Raw genomic sequence first — 18,423 nt, forward strand, 5'->3', positions numbered from 1 at the left:
TTTGCGGCAAGGTTTAGTCATTGGTGGCGTTCTAATGAGCGTCCTATTGTTTATTCTGATGACAGCGACGGAAAACTCAAGTCGTTTTCGCGCTATCAATGAGAACCTTCCCTTATTGCTAATGGCAAATGCCGCCGTTGCATTGGGTTTATTGGCGATGGTGACCACTCTACTGTGGCAATTGATTCGTCGTTATCGCCAACGTGAATTTGGTTCACGCATCATGACCCGATTGGTGATCTTATTCGCCTTAACCGGGATTTTGCCTGGCTCCTTGATCTACTTAGTGTCGGTTCAGTTTGTCACGCGATCGATCGATTCGTGGTTTATCGTTAAACTTGATCCACTACTGAATTCAGGTGTCGATCTCGGACACACTGCGCTCGATTACACCTTAAAGGATTTAGAAGGGAAAGCGCGCAGCATGGCGAATCAATTGGCTGACGTGGCAGATAGTTCACTGTCTTCATCTTTGCCGATCAAGCTATCTCGCTTACGCGAGCAAATGCAAGTAAAAGAAGCGACGATAGTCAGTAGTCGTGGTCGTGTGGTGGCGACGACCAATGAATATCCGGGTGTGTTGGTTCCAGAATTACCGACCGCTGGCATGATGCAGACCGCACGAATTGATGGTAAATATTCGCAGTATAGTAGTCATGTCGATCATACCGGTGAAGATGCGACTCGCAATTTATTCACGGAGGCACATCAAAATACCAATGCTGAAAACGGCACCCAGGAATTTTTACGGGTGATTATTCCCCTGAATTCTAGCGGCGTTGATTCGCGTTTTCAGAAGGAAAGTAATTATCTGCAAGTGATACAACCAGTACCGGATTTATTAGATACCCAGGCGAAAGTCTTTACCAACGCGATTGCTGAGCATAGAGAGCGTTCATCAAGTCGTGATGGCTTAAAAAATATGTATCTGGTGACTTTAACTTTATTGTTATTGTTCGCCATTTTTGGTGCGATTACCGCAGCGTTTTTTATTTCCAGTGAATTGGCTCGGCCTTTATTGCTATTAGCCGAAGGAACTAAGGCGGTCGCCGAAGGTAATTTGTCACCTCGCCCTATCACTACGACGTCAGATGAATTAGGTAGTTTGACGCAGTCGTTTAACACCATGACACATCAGTTATTTGAGGCTCGTTCGGCGGTAGAAAAAAATCGCAATGAACTAGAAAATGCAAAAGCGTATTTAGAATCGGTATTGGGAAGTATGTCGGCCGGCGTGATGGTGCTGGATCAAAATGGCTGTCTCGTGAGCTGTAATCATTCGGTTGAGCGAATATTGCGACGTCAATTGGATAAAGAAATTAGTAAGCCGCTGTCTGAGATTCAAGGCTTACAAGTGTTTGCTGCCGCGATTGATAAAGCTTTTTCAGAACAGCACGCGCAATCGGCTGGAGGGACGGAACAAGAACACTGGCAACAACAGATTGAATTGCCGAGTTCCGTCTTTGAGAATAATCAGGAAGTGGGTTTGAGTATCACGAATAGTGAGGAAGAAAAAGGCGTCACTTTATTAGCGCGTGGTTCTCACCTACCCGTGAATTCAAACGTCGGCTATGTGATTGTTTTTGACGATATTACGAATATTATTTCAGCACAACGCTCCATTGCTTGGGGTGAAGTCGCACGTCGCTTGGCACATGAAATTAAAAACCCACTGACACCGATACAGTTATCGGCAGAGCGCTTGCAGATGAAATTGGTCGACAAATTAAATGAAGTTGATTCGCAGTTTTTGAATAAAAGTACGACGACAATCGTCAATCAAGTCACTTCTATGAAACGTATGGTGGATGATTTCCGTGATTATGCGAAAACTCCGCAAGCCGTTCTTTCAAAGATTAATTTGTCGGCATTGGTTGATGACGTTTTGCATTTATACTTATCAGGCGATGGTCGCGATATTATTCACGTGCAAATTCAATCTGAATTACCTCTGATCATGGGTGATGCAACGCAGTTACGTCAGGTGATACATAACTTGCTGCAGAACGCGCAAGATGCGGTCAGTGAAAATGTGAAATCCGGACAAACACCACGTATCGATTTAATTACAGAAAGTGTGCATTACATTAGTGCCGATAAATCAGAGCGAGTCGCTGTACGTCTTTCTGTCATTGATAACGGGCCAGGTTTTTCTAATAAAATTTTGGCGCGCGCTTTCGAGCCTTATGCGACTTCTAAGCCTAGAGGTACGGGCTTAGGGTTAGCGATGGTGAAGAAAATCGTCGACGAACACGGCGGTAAGATCGATATTCAGAATCGAAGCGATTCAAACGGTGCAAAAGTTTCGATTTTGCTGTTAAAGTTAGCACCAGATGTAAATACCACAGTATGATGCGAGGTTTTATCTCATCAAGGTCAAGAGCTTCCTAAGAGAAGAATGACGTCACTTAAATAGCGGAGTAGGGGTTAGGGTAGATTTATGGCAAACATATTAGTCGTTGATGATGAAATGGGAATTCGAGAGCTACTCTCGGAGATCCTGGGCGATGAGGGACACGTCGTTCAGCTAGCAGAAAATGCACAACAAGCACGTGAAGCCAGAGCGCAATCGCGGCCTGATTTAGTTTTATTGGATATCTGGATGCCAGATACGGATGGCGTGACTTTATTAAAAGAGTGGCAGCGCGATGGTTTGTTAACGATGCCAGTGATTATGATGTCGGGACATGCAACTATCGATACAGCAGTAGAAGCGACTCGCATTGGCGCCTTGAATTTTTTAGAAAAGCCAATCGCCTTACAAAAACTACTCAAAGCGGTACAGCAAGGTTTGTCCCGCAATATTGAAGTGACTCGACCAGTATTACCAGTCGCCAGAATTAATGTGTCAGAAGCGACTTCATCGGTGGTAGCCACTACCCAATTTTCAAGTACACCAGCAAATTATGAGACCCGTGATTTCTCCGCAGGGAACCATATGCTGCAAAATAATCAGCACTCGTTCAATAATTTATCCTTTGATTTGCCTTTGCGTGAAGCTCGTGATGCGTTTGAAAGAATTTATTTTGAATATCACTTGCATCGCGAAGGTGGCAGCATGACTAGAGTTGCGGAGAAGACGGGTTTAGAGCGTACCCATTTGTATCGTAAGCTCAAGCAACTCGGTGTTGAATCTGTCAAATATGGTAAACGCGGCGAATAAAATCACAGCCCTTACTTTAGTTGCTGGCGGTAGTTATGCAGAGCGCGAAGCCTGGATAACTACTGCCCTACAAAATCTCCCACCTCAAGAATATCAACAAAAGTCTGGCGTATTGTTGGAAGGCTTACCAGCCGGCATTATGCCCTTACAGCCATCCACTACATTGAGCGTAGAGCGCATTGCACCAGGTTGCTTTTGCTGCATAGGTCAGCTCGCTATGCGCGTCAGTCTGAACCGCCTGTTACGTCAGAAACTTGGACATTTTTTTATAGCCATTAATGACGCGCAACATGTGGCATCACTGCAGTCTTCTTTAAATCAGCCCCCTTACGCGGCGTTGGTCACTTGTCAAAACGTGATCACGTTATAAGCATACCTATTTCTATAAATCATTCGTCATTAATTGTCTATCAAGGTTCTGACCCGAGGAAAATTTTAGCTTTCCGCTAAAGTTCAAGCCTTTCCATGCCGTAACTATTAGTACGGATCTGGCTCGTAATTGCATCCGTAAAACTGATAAAACGCACCGTCTTTGTTCTCGACTATTGAAGAAAACCAGACTAAGGAAGAACAAAATGAACATTATTTATAACAGCGATCAATATAGTGTGGTCGAGTTTGGTGCCCAGACAGATCATGAAACTTTACGTTTTGGCGGTTATGAAATTACCGACAAGTCCGTGCGTCGTGAATGTTTTATCGGCGGTATTCAGGCAGAGACTTTCCGGCACGATGTGCAAGAATTGATATCGAATGAACCTAGTATTGAAGAAATTGATGAATTTTTAGCGAAATTCGATTCTTATATGGGACAGTCAGTGTTGCTACACTGATGAAGGTCTAATTTTCATCCTAAAAACAGCGCAATTGGCGCTGTTTTTTTTCGCCGTTGACATTCGCGAGTAGTGCTTTTCAAAAGCAATAGACGAAAAAAAACCCGCTAGCTTTAGCTGCGGGTTAAGTCCAAACCTTAGGAGGTGTTGGAGGAGACAGGTGCTACTTTATCGCAGTGCAGCAAATATGTCTTCTTGCATTTTCGTATACCAGATATAAATCAGATATATATCTTAGCTTGCATACTTCCTCTGACCTGAATACGCAAACGGAGACTTTGCCCGGAGAAATGATTTACACTCTAGGCCTATCATTTAGCGCCTGCAGTCTGGAGATCAACATGAAATTAATCGAACCCATCGTGGAAGCTCATCAAGAAATACTCGCCATACGGCGTGACATCCATGCGCATCCTGAATTATGTTTTGAAGAATTCAGAACCGCCGATGTTGTCGCTAAGAATTTGGCGGCTTGGGGCATACCTATGATTCGAGGCTTAGCCGGGACAGGTATCGTTGGCATTATCAAACGTGGATCTAGCAGCCGCGCCTTGGGTTTGCGCGCCGATATGGACGCCCTGCCTATGCAAGAGATAAATCAGTTCGCCCATGCCTCACAGCATGCCGGAAAAATGCATGCCTGTGGTCACGATGGTCATACCGCCATGCTGTTAGGCGCCGCAAGGTATTTGTCGCAAGCCCAAGACTTTGATGGCACCGTGTATTTGATTTTCCAACCTGCTGAGGAAGGCGGTGGTGGTGCGCGCCGCATGATAGAAGAAGGTCTATTTGAGCAATGTCCTATGGATGCCGTATTTGGCATGCACAATTGGCCTGGAATCGCGGTAGGTAATTTTGGGGTAAAAACTGGTGGCATGATGGCGTCTTCGAATGAGTTCGAGGTGACAGTGCGCGGTAAAGGTGCGCATGCTGCTCAGCCGCAAAAAGGTATCGATCCCGTCATGATCGCCGTACAGATTGCTCAGAGTTGGCAAACGATCGTAAGTCGGAATGTGAATCCTTTAGAGCCTGCGGTACTGTCTTTGACACAGATACATTCTGGTAGCGCTACTAATGTGATTCCCGACGACGCCAGCTTGATTGGTACAGTGCGTACCTTTAGTACTGACGTCTTAGATTTGATTGAAACCCGCATGGAAAAAATTGCCAAGGCGACCGCTGCGGCATTTGATGCGGAAGTCGACTTCAAATTTAAGCGTAATTATCCGCCTTTGATTAATCATGAAAAGGAAACCCAGTTTGCGATTCACGTCATGCGCGATTTGGTCGGTACCGAACAAGTCGACGCCCAAGTGGAAGCGACAATGGGCGCAGAAGACTTTGCCTATATGCTGCAACATAAACCCGGCTGTTATGTTTTTTTAGGAAATGGTGAGGGTAAGCACCGCAGTGCTGGTCACGGTTTGGGGCCCTGTAATTTGCATAATCCTAGCTATGATTTTAATGATGATTTACTGCCGATAGGTGCTAGTTATTGGGTTGGACTAGTGCGTGCGTTTTTAGCCCCACAGTAAGTAAAAAAACCGTATTTCCTGTGTGTGCAAGGAATACGGTTTTTTGGTGATCATCTGGGGTAAGACTCCAATCGAACTGACTTAAAACTCCTCCCAATCATCCGCTGATTTTTCCGCTTTGGCAGGACGGGCAGCGTTGGTTGCCGCAGCAATTCGGGCGGGCGCTGGTCTTGGACTTGGTTTGACGGCATTTGCACGATTTGCTGGTCTGGTACTTGTATGTATCGTGTTCAACTTAAATACGTCTAACGACTTGGTGAGTAAATCAGCTTGCTCTTCTAGCGATTCGGCAGCAGCGGCTGCCTCTTCCACCAGCGCTGCATTTTGCTGTGTCATCTCGTCCATTTGATTAATGGCTGAGCCGATTTCTTGTATGCCCGTGCTCTGTTCCTGACTAGCTGCGGTAATCTCCGCCATGATGTCACTAACACGACGCACCGAGGCGACAATTTCTTCCATCGTATGACCGGCTTGATCGACCAAGCTTGAACCTGTTCTGACTTTGTCAACAGAGTCACCGATCAGGGTTTTAATTTCTTTTGCAGCAGCGGCACTACGTTGTGCCAAATTACGTACTTCTGACGCGACTACAGCGAAACCACGACCTTGTTCACCCGCCCGTGCCGCCTCTACAGCAGCATTCAAGGCAAGAATATTAGTTTGAAATGCAATGCCATCGATCACACTAATGATATCGACAATTTTCTTCGATGATTGATTGATCTCATCCATCGTGATCACGACTTGGCTAACAACGGCGCCGCCTTTCACCGCCACTTCCGAAGCAGTTTCCACCATCTTATTTGCTTGGCGTGCATTGTCCGCATTTTGTCTCACGGTTTCGGTCATGGTTTCCATCGAGCTGGAGGTTTCTTCCAGACTACTTGCTTGAGATTCGGTACGTGAGGAAAGATCGGTGTTGCCGGAGGCGATCTCTGCACTGGCGACCTTGATTGTTTCAGCGGAAGTTTTGATCTCAGAGACCATATTTTGCAAGCGACTTTGCATTTCACTAAGTGCGGCTAACAAACTGCTAGTGTCACCCTGCTCCACTTCGATTTGCATGGTCAAATTTCCAGATGCGACTGCAGAGGCAATTTCCTGCGCATATTCAGGCTCACCACCGAGCTGCTCCCAAACCGTACGAATAATGAAAAATGACACCACACCCAACACCAATATCACAATTAAACCGGCTAGGATGACTGTCCATAAAACGCGATTGACATTATCGGCACTGTGATCTATGCCAGCGGTAAATTGGGCTTGCGCGGTATCGACGGTCTTTTTCAGATCATCTTCTAAAACTTTCAATGAACTCTGCATTTGGCCTATCGCCGCTTGCGGGTCACCTTGATCGACTCCTAGCATAATTTTGGCAACAGAAATCGCGGGCGTGTAGTAGGCATCAAACTCTTTAGCCAGCCGTTCGCCTAGAGTTTGTTGACCCGGCAGACTCGCTAGATTCTTGAATTTTTCTTTGACTTTTTTAGCGCGTTCCGCCACCGCATCAATGCCTTTTTTATCGTCTTCCCCAACCGCTTGTTTTAAGGCATCGACAATACCTTGTACATCCGCTTGAATATTTTTTGAACGATCTAAAACTGGATAATCAATGGTTTCTGTGGTCTTAATTGATTTCATTGCCGTTGTTGAAAAATATACACTAGCGGCAATGCCAACACCGAAAATAACGGTGGCAATAATGGGAAGGGCCCAAATTCTGCGTTTGATACTCATCTATTCACCTCGACATATGTTGTAAAAAACTAGTCGGCGTTCAGCACTTTCCGACGTTATGCAAATTGCTGGATCATCGTTCTTTGAAAAATAAAGAAATCGTCTGTAAATCGTCTAATTGATATAGAGATGTGTTGCGTTGAAGGCTGCGTGAAAAATCGAGTAATGACTTAATAAGGAGCGTGATGAAGCATGACTCAATGTACTTACCGCTAAGTAACAGTGTAAGCCAAACTTTTGAAAATTGCGAAACTCTTATTGCTGTAGATTAATGTTCCCGCATTGCGCGGCGATACTGTATCGCTTCTGCCACATGTGTTTGCAAGACCACAGGGCTATTTGCTAAATCTGCAATGCTACGTGCTACTTTTAATACGCGATGATAGGCACGGGCAGACCAGTTGAGTTTGAGCATGGCATTACGTAGTAACTGCTCGGTTGCCTGATCAGTCTGGCAGTGCAATTCGATTTCTTTGGTACTCAGTAAATTATTTGGTTTAGCTTGTCTGTCCAGTTGTCGTAAATAGGCCGCTTCGACACGTTCTTGGATAGCATGACTTGGCTCGGTTTGCGTGTGGGAAAATAAGTCTTCGTGCGGTAGGGCTTGCACCAGAATCTGCATATCAATACGGTCAAGTAAGGGGCCAGAAATTTTGCCTTGATAGCGCAGAATAGAATCGGGTGTGCAGCGGCATTTGCCATTGCTATGACCAAAATAACCGCAAGGGCAGGGATTCATCGCTGCTATTAACTGAAACCTGGCAGGAAAAGTGGCTTGTTTGGCCGCACGGGAAATGTGTATTTGCCCAGATTCTAACGGTTCGCGTAATACCTCTAAGACTTTGCGGTCAAATTCAGGTAATTCATCAAGGAATAAGACGCCATGGTGAGCTAATGAAATTTCTCCAGGTCTGGGGTTTCCCCCGCCACCAACTAGCGCGACGGCAGAAGACGTGTGGTGCGGGCTGCGAAATTGCCGTTGCTTCCATTTCGCTAAACTAAAGCCATTCGTCAAGGAGAGCACGGCTGCGGATTCTAATGCTTGCTGATCAGTCATACCAGGCAAGATGCCAGGGAAGCGGCTTGCCAGCATAGACTTGCCGGTACCAGGTGGTCCAACCAGCAAGACACTATGACTGCCTGCAGCAGCGACTTCGAGCGCACGTTTGGCTTGGTTTTGTGCTTTGACGTCGCTAAAGTCTAAATACGGTATCGTTTCACTCTGTGGCTTACTGCGATGCTGGCTGATCTTCGAATCAGCATCTAGCGCGGCAAAGTGGGCGCAAACTTGAAGCAGGGATTCCGCCGGGAATATGCGTGCTTCAGCCACCAAGGCGGCTTCCTCAGCATTGGCTTTAGGTAGCATGAAAGCGCGTGCAGGAGTCTGATCTCGTTGCGCGCTTTTGCAAATAGCGAAGGTCATTGCCAAGGCACCACGTATTGGTCGTAGTTCTCCTGATAAGGACAGTTCTCCGGCAAATTCGTACTGGTCTAAAGCGTCGTCGGGAATTTGTCCCGATGCAGCCAGAATACCAAGTGCGATGGGCAAATCAAAACGCCCAGATTCCTTTGGTAAATCAGCAGGTGCTAAGTTGACAGTAATGCGCTGCGCCGGGAAATCGAAGCGTGCATTTTGTAAAGCCGCTCGAACCCGGTCTTTGGATTCTTTCACTTCGGTTTCTGGCAAGCCGACGATGGTAAACGCCGGTAAGCCATTCGCCAGATGTACCTCGACCGTCACCTCTGGGGCATCCATCCCGCTTAAGGCGCGGCTTTTTAGAACGGCGAGTGACATCGTGCGCTTTTTGTGAGTGGTGAGTCAGTGCGGATTATTCGCTACGTAATTGCGCCTCGAGTGCGGCGACACGCGCCTCTAAGGCCTCCAGTTTGCTGCGAGTCTTTGCCAACACTTGGGCTTGGATATCAAATTCTTCGCGTGTTACCAAATCAAGTTTGGCAAAGCCCTGACTCATCATTGCCTTGACGTTCTTTTCGATATCTTTGGCCGGTGAGTTTTCCAAGACTTGTTGCACTTTGGCTTGCATGTCATTAAAAAATTGATTTGGTTCCATAAACTTTCCTATCGTTGATATTGAATTAGCGCTTTTTTGGTGCATTATAAAATTTCCCGTACGGAAAATTGCGCTATTTCGGTGCGAATTTCACATATTAGTATAAATAGATTCAAATAATGTATTTTATTTTTATCTGTCTGCCTTCTGACAACAAAGCCAAGTTCTCTTAAAAAAAATTGTTTTTCTATAGGGAAGGAGCGATCAGTTCACCATACCACTTATTCTATCCTAACGCCGACGTCGGTATTTTTTGCGCACTGCAATAAAGCTGGCACGAGTTCTGCTAATACCAAGTTAAACAGCAAGAATCTGTAGCAATGATCCAATTTTTATAAACCATCAATGAGGGAATTACCATGAAAAAGATCTTACTCTGCGCAGCATTAAGCAGTTGTTTTACAGGCGTCTTGTTGTCAAGTTCTGTGTCTGCCCAAGAAGCAAAACCAGAACATGAAGTCAGCTTTAACTTAGGTGCAGTGAGCGACTACCGCTACCGTGGTATTTCCCAATCGCGCCTAAAGCCTGCTTTGCAAGGCGGTGCTGACTACGTGAATAACGTGAATGGCCTATATGTTGGAACTTGGTTGTCGACTATCAAATGGACGAAAGATGCCGGCGGTAGTGGTGAAGTCGAAATGGATATCTATGCCGGAAAACGCGGCTCAATTACGGCAGATGTAAGTTATGACGTCGGTGTACTCACTTACGTTTATCCAAGTAATGGTTTGAAAAACGTCGCGGGCTTTGTCGATGCCAACACTACAGAAATTTACGGACAAATTGGTACAGGCCCTGTTTACGTTAAGTATTCCCATTCCGTGACTAATCTGTTCGGTTTTGTTGAGAGTACCAATAGTGGATACCTCGATCTAGGTGCCAATGTCGACATGGGCGAAGGTTACACATTGAATCTTCACTATGGTCGTCAGACTGTCAAAAACAATACTTCCTACTCGTATAACGATTGGAAACTCGGCGTCACCAAAGAATTGGTGGGCGTTAACTTCAGCTTAGCAGTCATCGGTACCAGCGCTGACGACAAGCTGTATAGAACACCGGCTGGCAAATTCACTGGTAAAACCAGTTTAGTTTTGTCTGCTGTGAAAGCATTTTAATTTTCTTAAGTTCGAATTAAAAACATCACCGAGACCATCATGAAACTGATTACGGCAATCATTAAACCATTTAAGTTAGACGAAGTGCGAGAAGCACTTTCTGAATTAGGCGTGCAAGGAATTACGGTCACTGAAGTCAAAGGCTTCGGTCGTCAAAAAGGCCACACTGAGCTTTACCGTGGTGCTGAATACGTGGTCGACTTTTTACCCAAGACAAAAATCGAAGCAGCAGTTGAAGACAATATCGTTGAGCGCGCGATTGAAGCAATTGAGACAGCCGCGCGTACTGGCAAGATTGGTGACGGTAAGATTTTCGTCTATTCCTTGGAACAGGTCGTCCGTATTCGTACGGGTGAAACTGGTAACGAAGCCCTTTAACGACGAGAGTACATCATGAATAAATTATTGAAATCGTTTGCTGCGCTAGTTTGCGTCGTTGCAATGACGCAAGCGAGTTGGGCAAGTCCACAAGAAGCGTCTGCTAGTGCATCCGCGAGCGTGGCTTCGACCACTACTGCAGCCGCCAGTATGGCGAGCGTTGAGGTCGCTGCATCCGCGCCAGCAGTCAGTGCACCAGCTGCGGCCGCTGCAGTAACTGAAGCAACGCCAGCGGCTGCAGCAGCGCCTGCACCGACGGCAAACAAAGGCGACACTGCTTGGATGTTAGTGGCTACCTTGTTGGTCACCATGATGGCAATTCCAGGTCTAGCCTTGTTCTATGGTGGTTTGGTACGCGCTAAAAATATGTTATCGGTCTTACTGCAAGTATTCATGATCTTCTCTGTGATCATCGTACTCTGGTGTATCTACGGCTATTCATTGGCATTTACTGAAGGCGGCCGCTTTATCGGGAAATTTGATCGCGTCATGTTGCAAGGCATTTGGGATCCTGTCCAAGCTACATTTACGACTGCGGCGACCTTTACAAAAGGCGTGGTGCTGCCAGAATTTGTCTTCGCGGCTTTCCAGGCAACTTTCGCAGCCATTACCTGTGGTCTGATTATTGGTGCGTTTGCAGAACGCGCGAAGTTCAAAGCAGTATTGGCCTTTGTTGTGATCTGGTTCACCTTCAGTTATTTACCTATCGCGCATATGGTTTGGTTCTGGACCGGGCCTGATGCGATCAAAGATGCCGCAACATTAGCGACAGAGACTGCAAAAGCAGGATTCTTATTCCAAATGGGTGCATTAGATTTCGCCGGTGGTACGGTCGTTCACATCAACGCCGCAGTAGCTGGTTTGGTCGGTGCATTCATGATCGGTAAGCGTGTTGGTTACGGTAAAGAAGCGATGGCTCCTCACTCGTTGACGATGACGATGATAGGTGCTTCCCTGTTGTGGGTGGGCTGGTTTGGTTTCAATGCAGGTTCTGCATACGAAGCTAACGATATCGCTGCCTTGGCTTTCATCAATACCCTGTTAGCGACAGCAGCGGCAACGGTTTCTTGGGTCTTTGGTGAATGGATGACAAAGGGCAAACCGTCGATGTTAGGTGCAGCCTCTGGTGCAGTTGCTGGCTTGGTTGCGATTACCCCTGCGTGTGGTTTCGTTGGACCTATGGGGGGCTTGGTCATTGGTTTGGCATCAGGTATCGTCTGTTTGTGGGGCGTGAACGGCTTGAAACGTTTGTTGGGTGCAGATGACTCTTTGGATGTGTTTGGCGTCCATGGTGTCGGTGGTATTTTGGGCGCCTTGTTGACAGGTGTCTTTGCATCACCAGCATTGGGTGGTCAAGGCATCTTCGATTACGTTGCCAATAAGATGTCTGCAGATCCCTATAACATCATCGGTCAAGTGACTACACAGGCAACCGCTGTTGGTGTGACGATCGCCTGGTCAGCGGTGGTGTCCATTGTGGCCTACAAACTGGTCGATATCGTGATCGGTTTGCGCGTTCCTGAAGATGAAGAACGTGAAGGCTTGGATATTACTAGCCACGGTGAATCTGCTTACCACTCCTAAGATAGTCGGGGTTTAGCAGTAAGAAGAACAATAATTTGGTATCGTTTCTTGGTGGGACTTTACGCCTCTCAGTAACTTGAGAGGCGTTTTTTTATTTGGCTTTAGGGTGCGAAAATCGGTAGTTGCAAGGTAACGATTGTGCCAACATCGACCTTGCTTTCCACGACGATGCTGCCACCCAATAAATCGGTCACGATGTTGTGCACAATATTCATGCCTAGTCCACTGCCACCATGGCCAAGTTTGGTAGTAAAAAAAGGATCAAACACGCGCCGCAAATGCTCGGGACGCATGCCATTACCATTATCGCTAAAGCGAATTTTGACATACTGCGCATCGCTGAGTTCGGCACGTAATTGCATCATCCCACCATTGCGGTCTTCAAAGCCGTGCAAGAGTGCGTTGTTGATAAAATTAGTGATCACTTGCCCGTAGGGACCAGGATATCCGTCAATTTCAATTGACTCAGGGATATCAATTTGCAATTCGTGTCCATTCTTATTGATACGACTCTGCATGGTGCGCACAATTTCTTGACTTGTCTTGAGCAAATTGAAAGGTCGACGTTGCTGACTCGTCTGGTCAACCGAAACTTGTTTGAAACTACTGATCAGCTCACTCGCGTTTGAAAGATTGCGTATGAGCATCTCGTTGGCCTCAGTTAATCCCGAGGTAAACTGGGTAAAACCGGATCGCTTGAGCGTGCCTGCTTCAAACTGCTGAATGAATCTCAGGGAATTTTCTCTTAAGGTCGTCGCTGTCAGTACGCAGTTCCCTAGCGGGGTATTGATTTCGTGAGCGATCCCTGCCACCAAAGCGCCAAGTGCTGCGAGTTTTTCTTTTGACATCAAGAGCTGCTGGGCGGTGGATAATTGTTGATAAGTATCGGCATTATCAAACGCCACGGCGGTGTATGCTGCCAAGGTGGTGAGCATATCAACATGCATACGCTCGAACGCATTTCTATGTTGGCTTTGCATCGATAGTAAGCCTAATAGTCGGTCTTTGACGATGAGTGGAACGTAGATTAACGATAATGGCGCAAAGCCTTCGTTGATCTCTGCAAATGACTCAGTCGCGACCAATTTATCCAAACCATCCATACCAACGTAATGCAAATAGTCCTCATGCACATCATTGATGTAGATGGGCTTTTTGTGTTGAACACACCAGACTGATAGGAGATCTGGTTCCTGTAGATTGCGGTGATAAGGCAATAGCGCTTGGCCTTGAAAAATATTGCAGGGAAAATCGATCATCCCTTGTTCCGCTTTATAAATACCGACCGACAAGAGCTCAGCGGGCATGAGTTTTTGAACGTATTGATACAGCGTCTGTATGATACTTTCCCGGTCTAGCTGCGAAGTAATTTCGCGACCGATCTCACTGAGCATAAAAATGTTCTGATGCGCTGTGCGCAATAGCTCGGTTCTCTCCTGCAACTCATGAGTGCGTTCAGCCACGCGATTTTCCAGACGGCTTTGAGCTTTCCTATACTCATCGAGACTAAGAATCTGCTGGATTAAATTGGCTAGGTGGCTGCCGAATAAAAGATCCTCTCGACTCCAGTTTTTTCGCTGTCCGGCTTTGCCGAAATTGATGACACCAATTTGGTTTCCATGCAGACGGACGGAAATTTCTAGTAAGGAACAAAGTTCAACGCCTTGATAAAGTTGGCTTAGTTCTGCTGCAGCGGGATGTATACGCAGGTCATGAATGGCGATTGGTGCGTGAAGATTTTGTATCACCTGAAAATACTTCAAGTAATCTTGTTGTCGTAAGCGTTTGCCGACACCAAAAGGAAAAGCTAGTTCTCCTGCAATCATTTCACAACGTAATTCTTCCTTGTTTTTGAGCCATAAACAAATACTGTCGACTTGCAAAATGTTGAGCGCCTCGTTACATACATACTGAAGCGCTTCCGGTAAATCCTTATCCTCTAGCTGACTGTTAGATGACAGATCAAGCAGCAATTCAATTGCCGGTTTTTTGGATAAGTCATATTCACGCAACTCTCTAAATTTGTCGATAACACTGGCATCGGTAATTTCTTTGCTCAATTGGTGATGGGCACGCGCATAGGACAAGGCTAATTCGGTTTGCCCAGTCGTTTCATACAGGCGCGATAAGGCATTACTGCATTGAGCCCGTTGTTGACGCGATTCGATTTTTTCCGCTTTGTGTAAAGCCTCCAAATACACCTCAATCGCTGCGGTCGGCTGTCGTTGCGCAACGAAAATTTCACCCAAGGTATTTGAGGCCGCACAGAGCAGCCATTGGTTATCGCAGGATAATGCTAACTGAATCGCTGTATTGACTTCATGCAAGGCATCTTCTAGTTGACCTTCTTGTAGCGACAAGGCGCCCAAATGCCAGTGCGCTTCCGCAACATATTCAGCGATGCCGCCACGTTTAGCCTCGCGAATAGCGATAGTAAACAATTGTTTGGCATCGGCACTTCTGCCGATATGCAGATTGTTAACGCCGAGATTGATCGCTTGCTTACTTTTTAGATAAGGACGATCAAAGGTTTCCAATAACAAACCAGCGTCTTGGTGAAAACGAGCACCTGTTTCCCAATCCCCCAAGGCATCGTAAATTTGCCCTAATCCAATCCGTGCTTCCACCAAAACTTCCGTATCTCGTGTGATCTTGCATAGATCGATACACCGAGTCCAGAAGCGGATTGCTTCTCGATAAATACCTTGTGTATAGCGGATGCGCCCAAGGCATAACATGATGCGCCCCGCTTGGTAAGTCAAACCGAAATGTTCTGCTTGTTGCAGGCCATCATAAAGCTCGTCGTTCAGTGCGACGGCAATACCAAGACGTTCGCAAATAAAGAAGCGACGCACCAACGCATTAAGCGCTAATGACAAGCGTTTTTCGCGATAAGCTTGTTGCTCTAATCGCTGGAATAGGCGGATCGCTAGGTGAGGATGCCGTCTGGCACAGCGTTCTACGCGCTGGATGAGTTCATTCATGGATAGTGTTGTTTAGAATATTCCCGTCTTAAAGTTATCTGTCCGAAAATGGCTAGAAATGTTCATGCTTTCCCGTTTAAGCTTCGTCAATCGTAACGGACTTCTTGATTCAATCCCCAGCATATGACAATAATTCAAGATCGCAATTCAGATATCTCACATGATTATTATCGTGCCCTCGCTGCCAAGGATGCCCGTTTCGATGGGGTATTTTTTGCTGGCATTAGGACAACAGGAATTTATTGTCGTCCAATTTGTCGGGTCAAGACACCACGTCAGAGTTCGTGTGTCTTTTTTAGTTCACAAGCGGCTGCGGAAGCTGCGGGTTTTCGACCATGCCTGCGGTGCCGACCAGAGTTAGCTCCGTACGACTTGCAACAAAATCTAGCGCATGCGATATGGCACAAAATTGCCGCCGGTGCTTTGAACGAGTCAGGGGTAGAGATCTTTGCCAAGCAAGTGGGCCTGTCCTCGCGTCAGTTACGTCGGGTGATCTTACAAGAGTTTGGTGTAAGTCCGATTGAGTTGGCACAAACCCAGCGGCTTTTGTTTGCAAAAAAATTGATACAAGAAACGCAACTGAGTATGACGGAAATCGCATTTGCTGCTGGTTTTGGTAGTGTCAGACGGTTTAATGCCCTATTTGAGACCCGCTACAAAATGACGCCCGCCTCGATTCGTCGCTTGGCGTTGCCAAGCTCGCCAGATCAAGGCATTACGCTGCGCTTAGCCTATCGCCCGCCCTATGCATGGGATGCATTGCTCAACTATTTGCACGGGCGAGCGATGGCGGGTTTAGAGCAAGTTGATCTGCAACGCGGCCTCTATCGGCGCAGTGTGCAGATCGAAGGCAAACAAGGCTGGATACAGGTCAGTCATCTGCCCGAGCGTCAACAGTTACTGCTGGAAATTGCCCCAAGCTTAAGCAAAGTGTTGCTGCCCTTGTTGGCCAAGGTGCGTCAACAATTTGATGTGGAAGCTAACCCTGTGGCGATCGCCGCCCACCTGCAGAGTGATCCACGACTGGCTCAACAAATGATGCGGACTCCAGGCTTGCGGGTGCCGGGAAGCTTCGATGCTTTTGAATTGGCGATTAGAGCGATCTTGGGGCAGCAAGTTAGTGTTGCTGGCGCGACCACGGTGTCGGGACGACTGGTGCAAAAATTTGGTGCGCCAGTCACGACGCCGTGGAGTGAGCTTGCTTACCACTTTCCTAGTCCAGACTATTTGGCTCGACAAAGTATTGACGATATAGCTTCGATTGGTGTGCCTCGAACTAGAGCCGCCACTATTCATGCTTTCGCCGTATTTAGTGCAGCCGGTGGTTTGCAAATACCGCCAAACTGTTCACTTCATGACCTCGTCATGCGCCTAAAAGCCTTGCCCGGGATCGGTGAATGGACGGCGCAGTACATTGCGATGCGTGCCCTGCGTTTTTCCAATGCATTCCCCGCTGGTGATTTGGGTTTGCAGAAGGCTGTGAGTGTGGGTATGGATTCGCGCTGCACAGAAAAGCAACTATTGGCGCTCGCTGACGCTTGGTCACCATGGCGAGGTTATGCCGCGCTATTGCTATGGCAATCCCTGAGCGTTCCCCAAACTGAAATGAACTAAGCTTATGCACCAACAATATCTGATACATCCAACGATCTGTGGCCCATTGCGGCTAGTCGCCAGTCAACGCGGCCTGTGTGGTGTTTATTTCCCTGAACATAAACACATACAACTCGATTCCGCTTGGGAATTGAACTCACAAAATTCCTTATTACAAATGGCAGCCCAGCAACTGGATGCATATTTCGCAGGGACACGTCAACAATTTGACTTGCCTTTAGATTGTTCTCATGGCACGGCTTTTCAGCAAGAAGTGTGGCGAGCCCTGCAGACTATTCCGTATGGCGAGGTCTGTAGTTATTCCGCGCTTGCACAGCAAATTGCTAGACCGAAGGCAGTACGCGCCGTGGGGGCAGCGAATGGCCGTAATCCTCTTTCTATCATCATTCCCTGCCACCGGGTGATTGCCGCTAATGGACAACTGCAAGGCTATGCAGGCGGGCTCGCAAACAAGCACGCATTGTTGACTCTGGAAGGCTGGCACTGAATTTACATTTCCTGTTCTAAATCCTTGAAAAACAAGGAGAAAATTACCCTAATGAAAACAAAATAAGCCTCTCCATTAACTATTTTGATGCGATGCACAAAAAAAGCTTGACGCTTAAAAAATAGTCAGTAGAATACGAATTGTTGCGGTGCACCATGTTTAAAGATTTTTTGGGACTCACTGCCATTTTGATTCAAACCGAATCGTCAATCTGACTCGTCAACTTACCGGAGAATTCCATGTACACAACACCAGAACAATTTATCGCTGCTACTAAAACTAACTTAGAAGCACAATTTGCTGCCATCACAGCATTGAACCAAAAAGCATTCGAAGGCTTGGAACAGTTCGTATCTTTGAACGTGAACGCTGCTAAAGCAACTTTCGAAGAAGGTACTGCAGCAACTCAACAATTGTTGAATGCAAAAGACGCACAAGAATTGATCGCTTTGGCATCTGCTCAAGCTAAGCCAAACGCAGAAAAAGCGATGGCTTATGGTCGTCACTTGGCAACAATCACTTCTGCAACACAGCAAGAATTCACAAAGGCTGTTGAGTCTCATATCGCTGAAACAAACGCAAAAGTTGTTTCTTTGATCGACGAAGTGACAAAAAATGCACCAGCTGGTTCCGAACAAGCTGTAACTGCTTTGAAATCTGTTGTTGGTAACATCAACGCAGGCTACGAGCAATTGTCTAAAACAACCAAGCAAGCTGTTGCAACTTTGGAAGACAACTTGGCGAATGCAACTAAGCAATTCACACAAGCTGCAGAAAAAGCAACGACAACTGCTAAAAAGAAGTAATGTAGCCGAACAGCCTTTGGTTAAGCCAAACGCCAAACGACTACGGAGCCGCAAATTTCGTCCACAAGTGCAACTGAGCTTGTTCGAACAATAAGCGCGGCTTCACAAA

Annotated in this window: 15 protein-coding genes; 11 read left to right on the plus strand and 4 right to left on the minus strand. The window is 46.6% G+C overall.

The window, feature by feature from the left end:
• Positions 1-34: 34 nt before the first annotated feature.
• The 5 genes from H8K52_RS10240 to H8K52_RS10260 all read left to right on the plus strand — a co-directional run bounded on the left by H8K52_RS10240 (position 35) and on the right by H8K52_RS10260 (position 5,531).
• Positions 35-2,353: a sensor histidine kinase gene (locus H8K52_RS10240; protein WP_222613750.1), complete on the plus strand. Its 2,319-nt coding sequence runs from the start codon at positions 35-37 to the stop codon at positions 2,351-2,353.
• 87 nt (positions 2,354-2,440) lie between these two features.
• Complete coding sequence (locus H8K52_RS10245; protein WP_186922804.1) at positions 2,441-3,163, plus strand: response regulator; 723 nt, start codon at positions 2,441-2,443, stop codon at positions 3,161-3,163.
• Positions 3,129-3,533 carry a GTPase gene (locus H8K52_RS10250; RefSeq protein ID WP_186922805.1) on the plus strand — a complete coding sequence of 135 codons (405 nt, stop codon included), beginning with the start codon at positions 3,129-3,131 and terminating at the stop codon, positions 3,531-3,533. Before H8K52_RS10245 ends, H8K52_RS10250 begins: the two co-directional genes overlap by 35 nt.
• Before the next feature lie 205 nt (positions 3,534-3,738).
• Positions 3,739-3,996: a BTH_I0359 family protein gene (locus H8K52_RS10255; RefSeq protein ID WP_186922806.1), complete on the plus strand. Its 258-nt coding sequence runs from the start codon at positions 3,739-3,741 to the stop codon at positions 3,994-3,996.
• A gap of 341 nt (positions 3,997-4,337) precedes the next feature.
• A complete protein-coding gene (locus tag H8K52_RS10260) occupies positions 4,338-5,531 on the plus strand; it encodes a M20 aminoacylase family protein (protein WP_186922807.1) in 1,194 nt (397 codons plus the stop codon).
• A gap of 81 nt (positions 5,532-5,612) precedes the next feature.
• Here H8K52_RS10260 and H8K52_RS21595 read toward each other — a convergent pair whose 3' ends face one another.
• The 3 genes from H8K52_RS21595 to H8K52_RS10275 form a co-directional block, all read right to left on the minus strand.
• On the minus strand, positions 5,613-7,271 hold the full coding sequence (locus H8K52_RS21595; protein WP_186922808.1) for a methyl-accepting chemotaxis protein: 1,659 nt from the start codon (positions 7,269-7,271) through the stop codon (positions 5,613-5,615).
• 268 nt (positions 7,272-7,539) lie between these two features.
• A complete protein-coding gene (locus H8K52_RS10270; protein WP_186922809.1) occupies positions 7,540-9,066 on the minus strand; it encodes a YifB family Mg chelatase-like AAA ATPase in 1,527 nt (508 codons plus the stop codon).
• A 34-nt stretch (positions 9,067-9,100) separates the two neighbouring features.
• Complete coding sequence (locus tag H8K52_RS10275; RefSeq protein ID WP_186922810.1) at positions 9,101-9,343, minus strand: accessory factor UbiK family protein; 243 nt, start codon at positions 9,341-9,343, stop codon at positions 9,101-9,103.
• A 359-nt stretch (positions 9,344-9,702) separates the two neighbouring features.
• Here H8K52_RS10275 and H8K52_RS10280 point away from each other — a divergent pair, with 359 nt between their 5' ends.
• From H8K52_RS10280 to H8K52_RS10290, 3 genes are read left to right on the plus strand one after another with little or no spacing between them, the layout of a single operon-like run.
• Positions 9,703-10,461, plus strand: coding sequence for a TorF family putative porin (locus H8K52_RS10280; RefSeq protein WP_186922811.1), 759 nt, complete (start codon positions 9,703-9,705; stop codon positions 10,459-10,461).
• A 39-nt stretch (positions 10,462-10,500) separates the two neighbouring features.
• On the plus strand, positions 10,501-10,839 hold the full coding sequence (locus H8K52_RS10285; protein ID WP_186922812.1) for a P-II family nitrogen regulator: 339 nt from the start codon (positions 10,501-10,503) through the stop codon (positions 10,837-10,839).
• Positions 10,840-10,854: 15 nt separating this feature from the next.
• Entirely contained in the window at positions 10,855-12,423 is a 1,569-nt protein-coding gene (locus tag H8K52_RS10290; RefSeq protein ID WP_186922813.1) for an ammonium transporter, read from the plus strand.
• Positions 12,424-12,524: 101 nt separating this feature from the next.
• Here the strand turns inward: H8K52_RS10290 and H8K52_RS10295 are convergent, their stop codons facing one another.
• Positions 12,525-15,407, minus strand: coding sequence for a GAF domain-containing sensor histidine kinase (locus tag H8K52_RS10295; RefSeq protein ID WP_186922814.1), 2,883 nt, complete (start codon positions 15,405-15,407; stop codon positions 12,525-12,527).
• A 123-nt stretch (positions 15,408-15,530) separates the two neighbouring features.
• On the opposite strand from H8K52_RS10295, the gene H8K52_RS10300 reads away from it, so the two are divergent.
• The 3 genes from H8K52_RS10300 to H8K52_RS10310 all read left to right on the plus strand — a co-directional run bounded on the left by H8K52_RS10300 (position 15,531) and on the right by H8K52_RS10310 (position 18,314).
• Positions 15,531-17,021 (plus strand): DNA-3-methyladenine glycosylase 2, encoded by a 1,491-nt coding sequence (locus H8K52_RS10300; protein WP_186922815.1) that lies wholly within the window; start codon positions 15,531-15,533, stop codon positions 17,019-17,021.
• A gap of 4 nt (positions 17,022-17,025) precedes the next feature.
• Positions 17,026-17,508: a methylated-DNA--[protein]-cysteine S-methyltransferase gene (locus tag H8K52_RS10305; RefSeq protein WP_186922816.1), complete on the plus strand. Its 483-nt coding sequence runs from the start codon at positions 17,026-17,028 to the stop codon at positions 17,506-17,508.
• A gap of 239 nt (positions 17,509-17,747) precedes the next feature.
• Entirely contained in the window at positions 17,748-18,314 is a 567-nt protein-coding gene (locus H8K52_RS10310) for a phasin family protein (RefSeq protein ID WP_186922817.1), read from the plus strand.
• Positions 18,315-18,423 lie beyond the last annotated feature (109 nt).

The organism is Affinundibacterium seohonense, from assembly GCF_014284305.1.
Taxonomy (GTDB): Bacteria; Pseudomonadota; Gammaproteobacteria; order Burkholderiales; family Burkholderiaceae_D; genus Undibacterium; species Undibacterium seohonense.

Excerpts from the sequence above, each read along its gene's own strand:
- H8K52_RS10240 (WP_222613750.1), top strand. The coding sequence starts at position 35 with ATGAGCGTCCTATTGTTTATTCTGATGACAGCGACGGAAAACTCAAGT.
- H8K52_RS10245 (WP_186922804.1), top strand. The coding sequence starts at position 2,441 with ATGGCAAACATATTAGTCGTTGATGATGAAATGGGAATTCGAGAGCTA.
- H8K52_RS10255 (WP_186922806.1), top strand. The coding sequence starts at position 3,739 with ATGAACATTATTTATAACAGCGATCAATATAGTGTGGTCGAGTTTGGT.
- H8K52_RS10260 (WP_186922807.1), top strand. The coding sequence starts at position 4,338 with ATGAAATTAATCGAACCCATCGTGGAAGCTCATCAAGAAATACTCGCC.
- H8K52_RS21595 (WP_186922808.1), bottom strand. The coding sequence starts at position 7,271 with ATGAGTATCAAACGCAGAATTTGGGCCCTTCCCATTATTGCCACCGTT.
- H8K52_RS10270 (WP_186922809.1), bottom strand. The coding sequence starts at position 9,066 with ATGTCACTCGCCGTTCTAAAAAGCCGCGCCTTAAGCGGGATGGATGCC.
- H8K52_RS10275 (WP_186922810.1), bottom strand. The coding sequence starts at position 9,343 with ATGGAACCAAATCAATTTTTTAATGACATGCAAGCCAAAGTGCAACAA.
- H8K52_RS10280 (WP_186922811.1), top strand. The coding sequence starts at position 9,703 with ATGAAAAAGATCTTACTCTGCGCAGCATTAAGCAGTTGTTTTACAGGC.
- H8K52_RS10285 (WP_186922812.1), top strand. The coding sequence starts at position 10,501 with ATGAAACTGATTACGGCAATCATTAAACCATTTAAGTTAGACGAAGTG.
- H8K52_RS10290 (WP_186922813.1), top strand. The coding sequence starts at position 10,855 with ATGAATAAATTATTGAAATCGTTTGCTGCGCTAGTTTGCGTCGTTGCA.
- H8K52_RS10295 (WP_186922814.1), bottom strand. The coding sequence starts at position 15,407 with ATGAATGAACTCATCCAGCGCGTAGAACGCTGTGCCAGACGGCATCCT.
- H8K52_RS10300 (WP_186922815.1), top strand. The coding sequence starts at position 15,531 with ATGACAATAATTCAAGATCGCAATTCAGATATCTCACATGATTATTAT.
- H8K52_RS10305 (WP_186922816.1), top strand. The coding sequence starts at position 17,026 with ATGCACCAACAATATCTGATACATCCAACGATCTGTGGCCCATTGCGG.
- H8K52_RS10310 (WP_186922817.1), top strand. The coding sequence starts at position 17,748 with ATGTACACAACACCAGAACAATTTATCGCTGCTACTAAAACTAACTTA.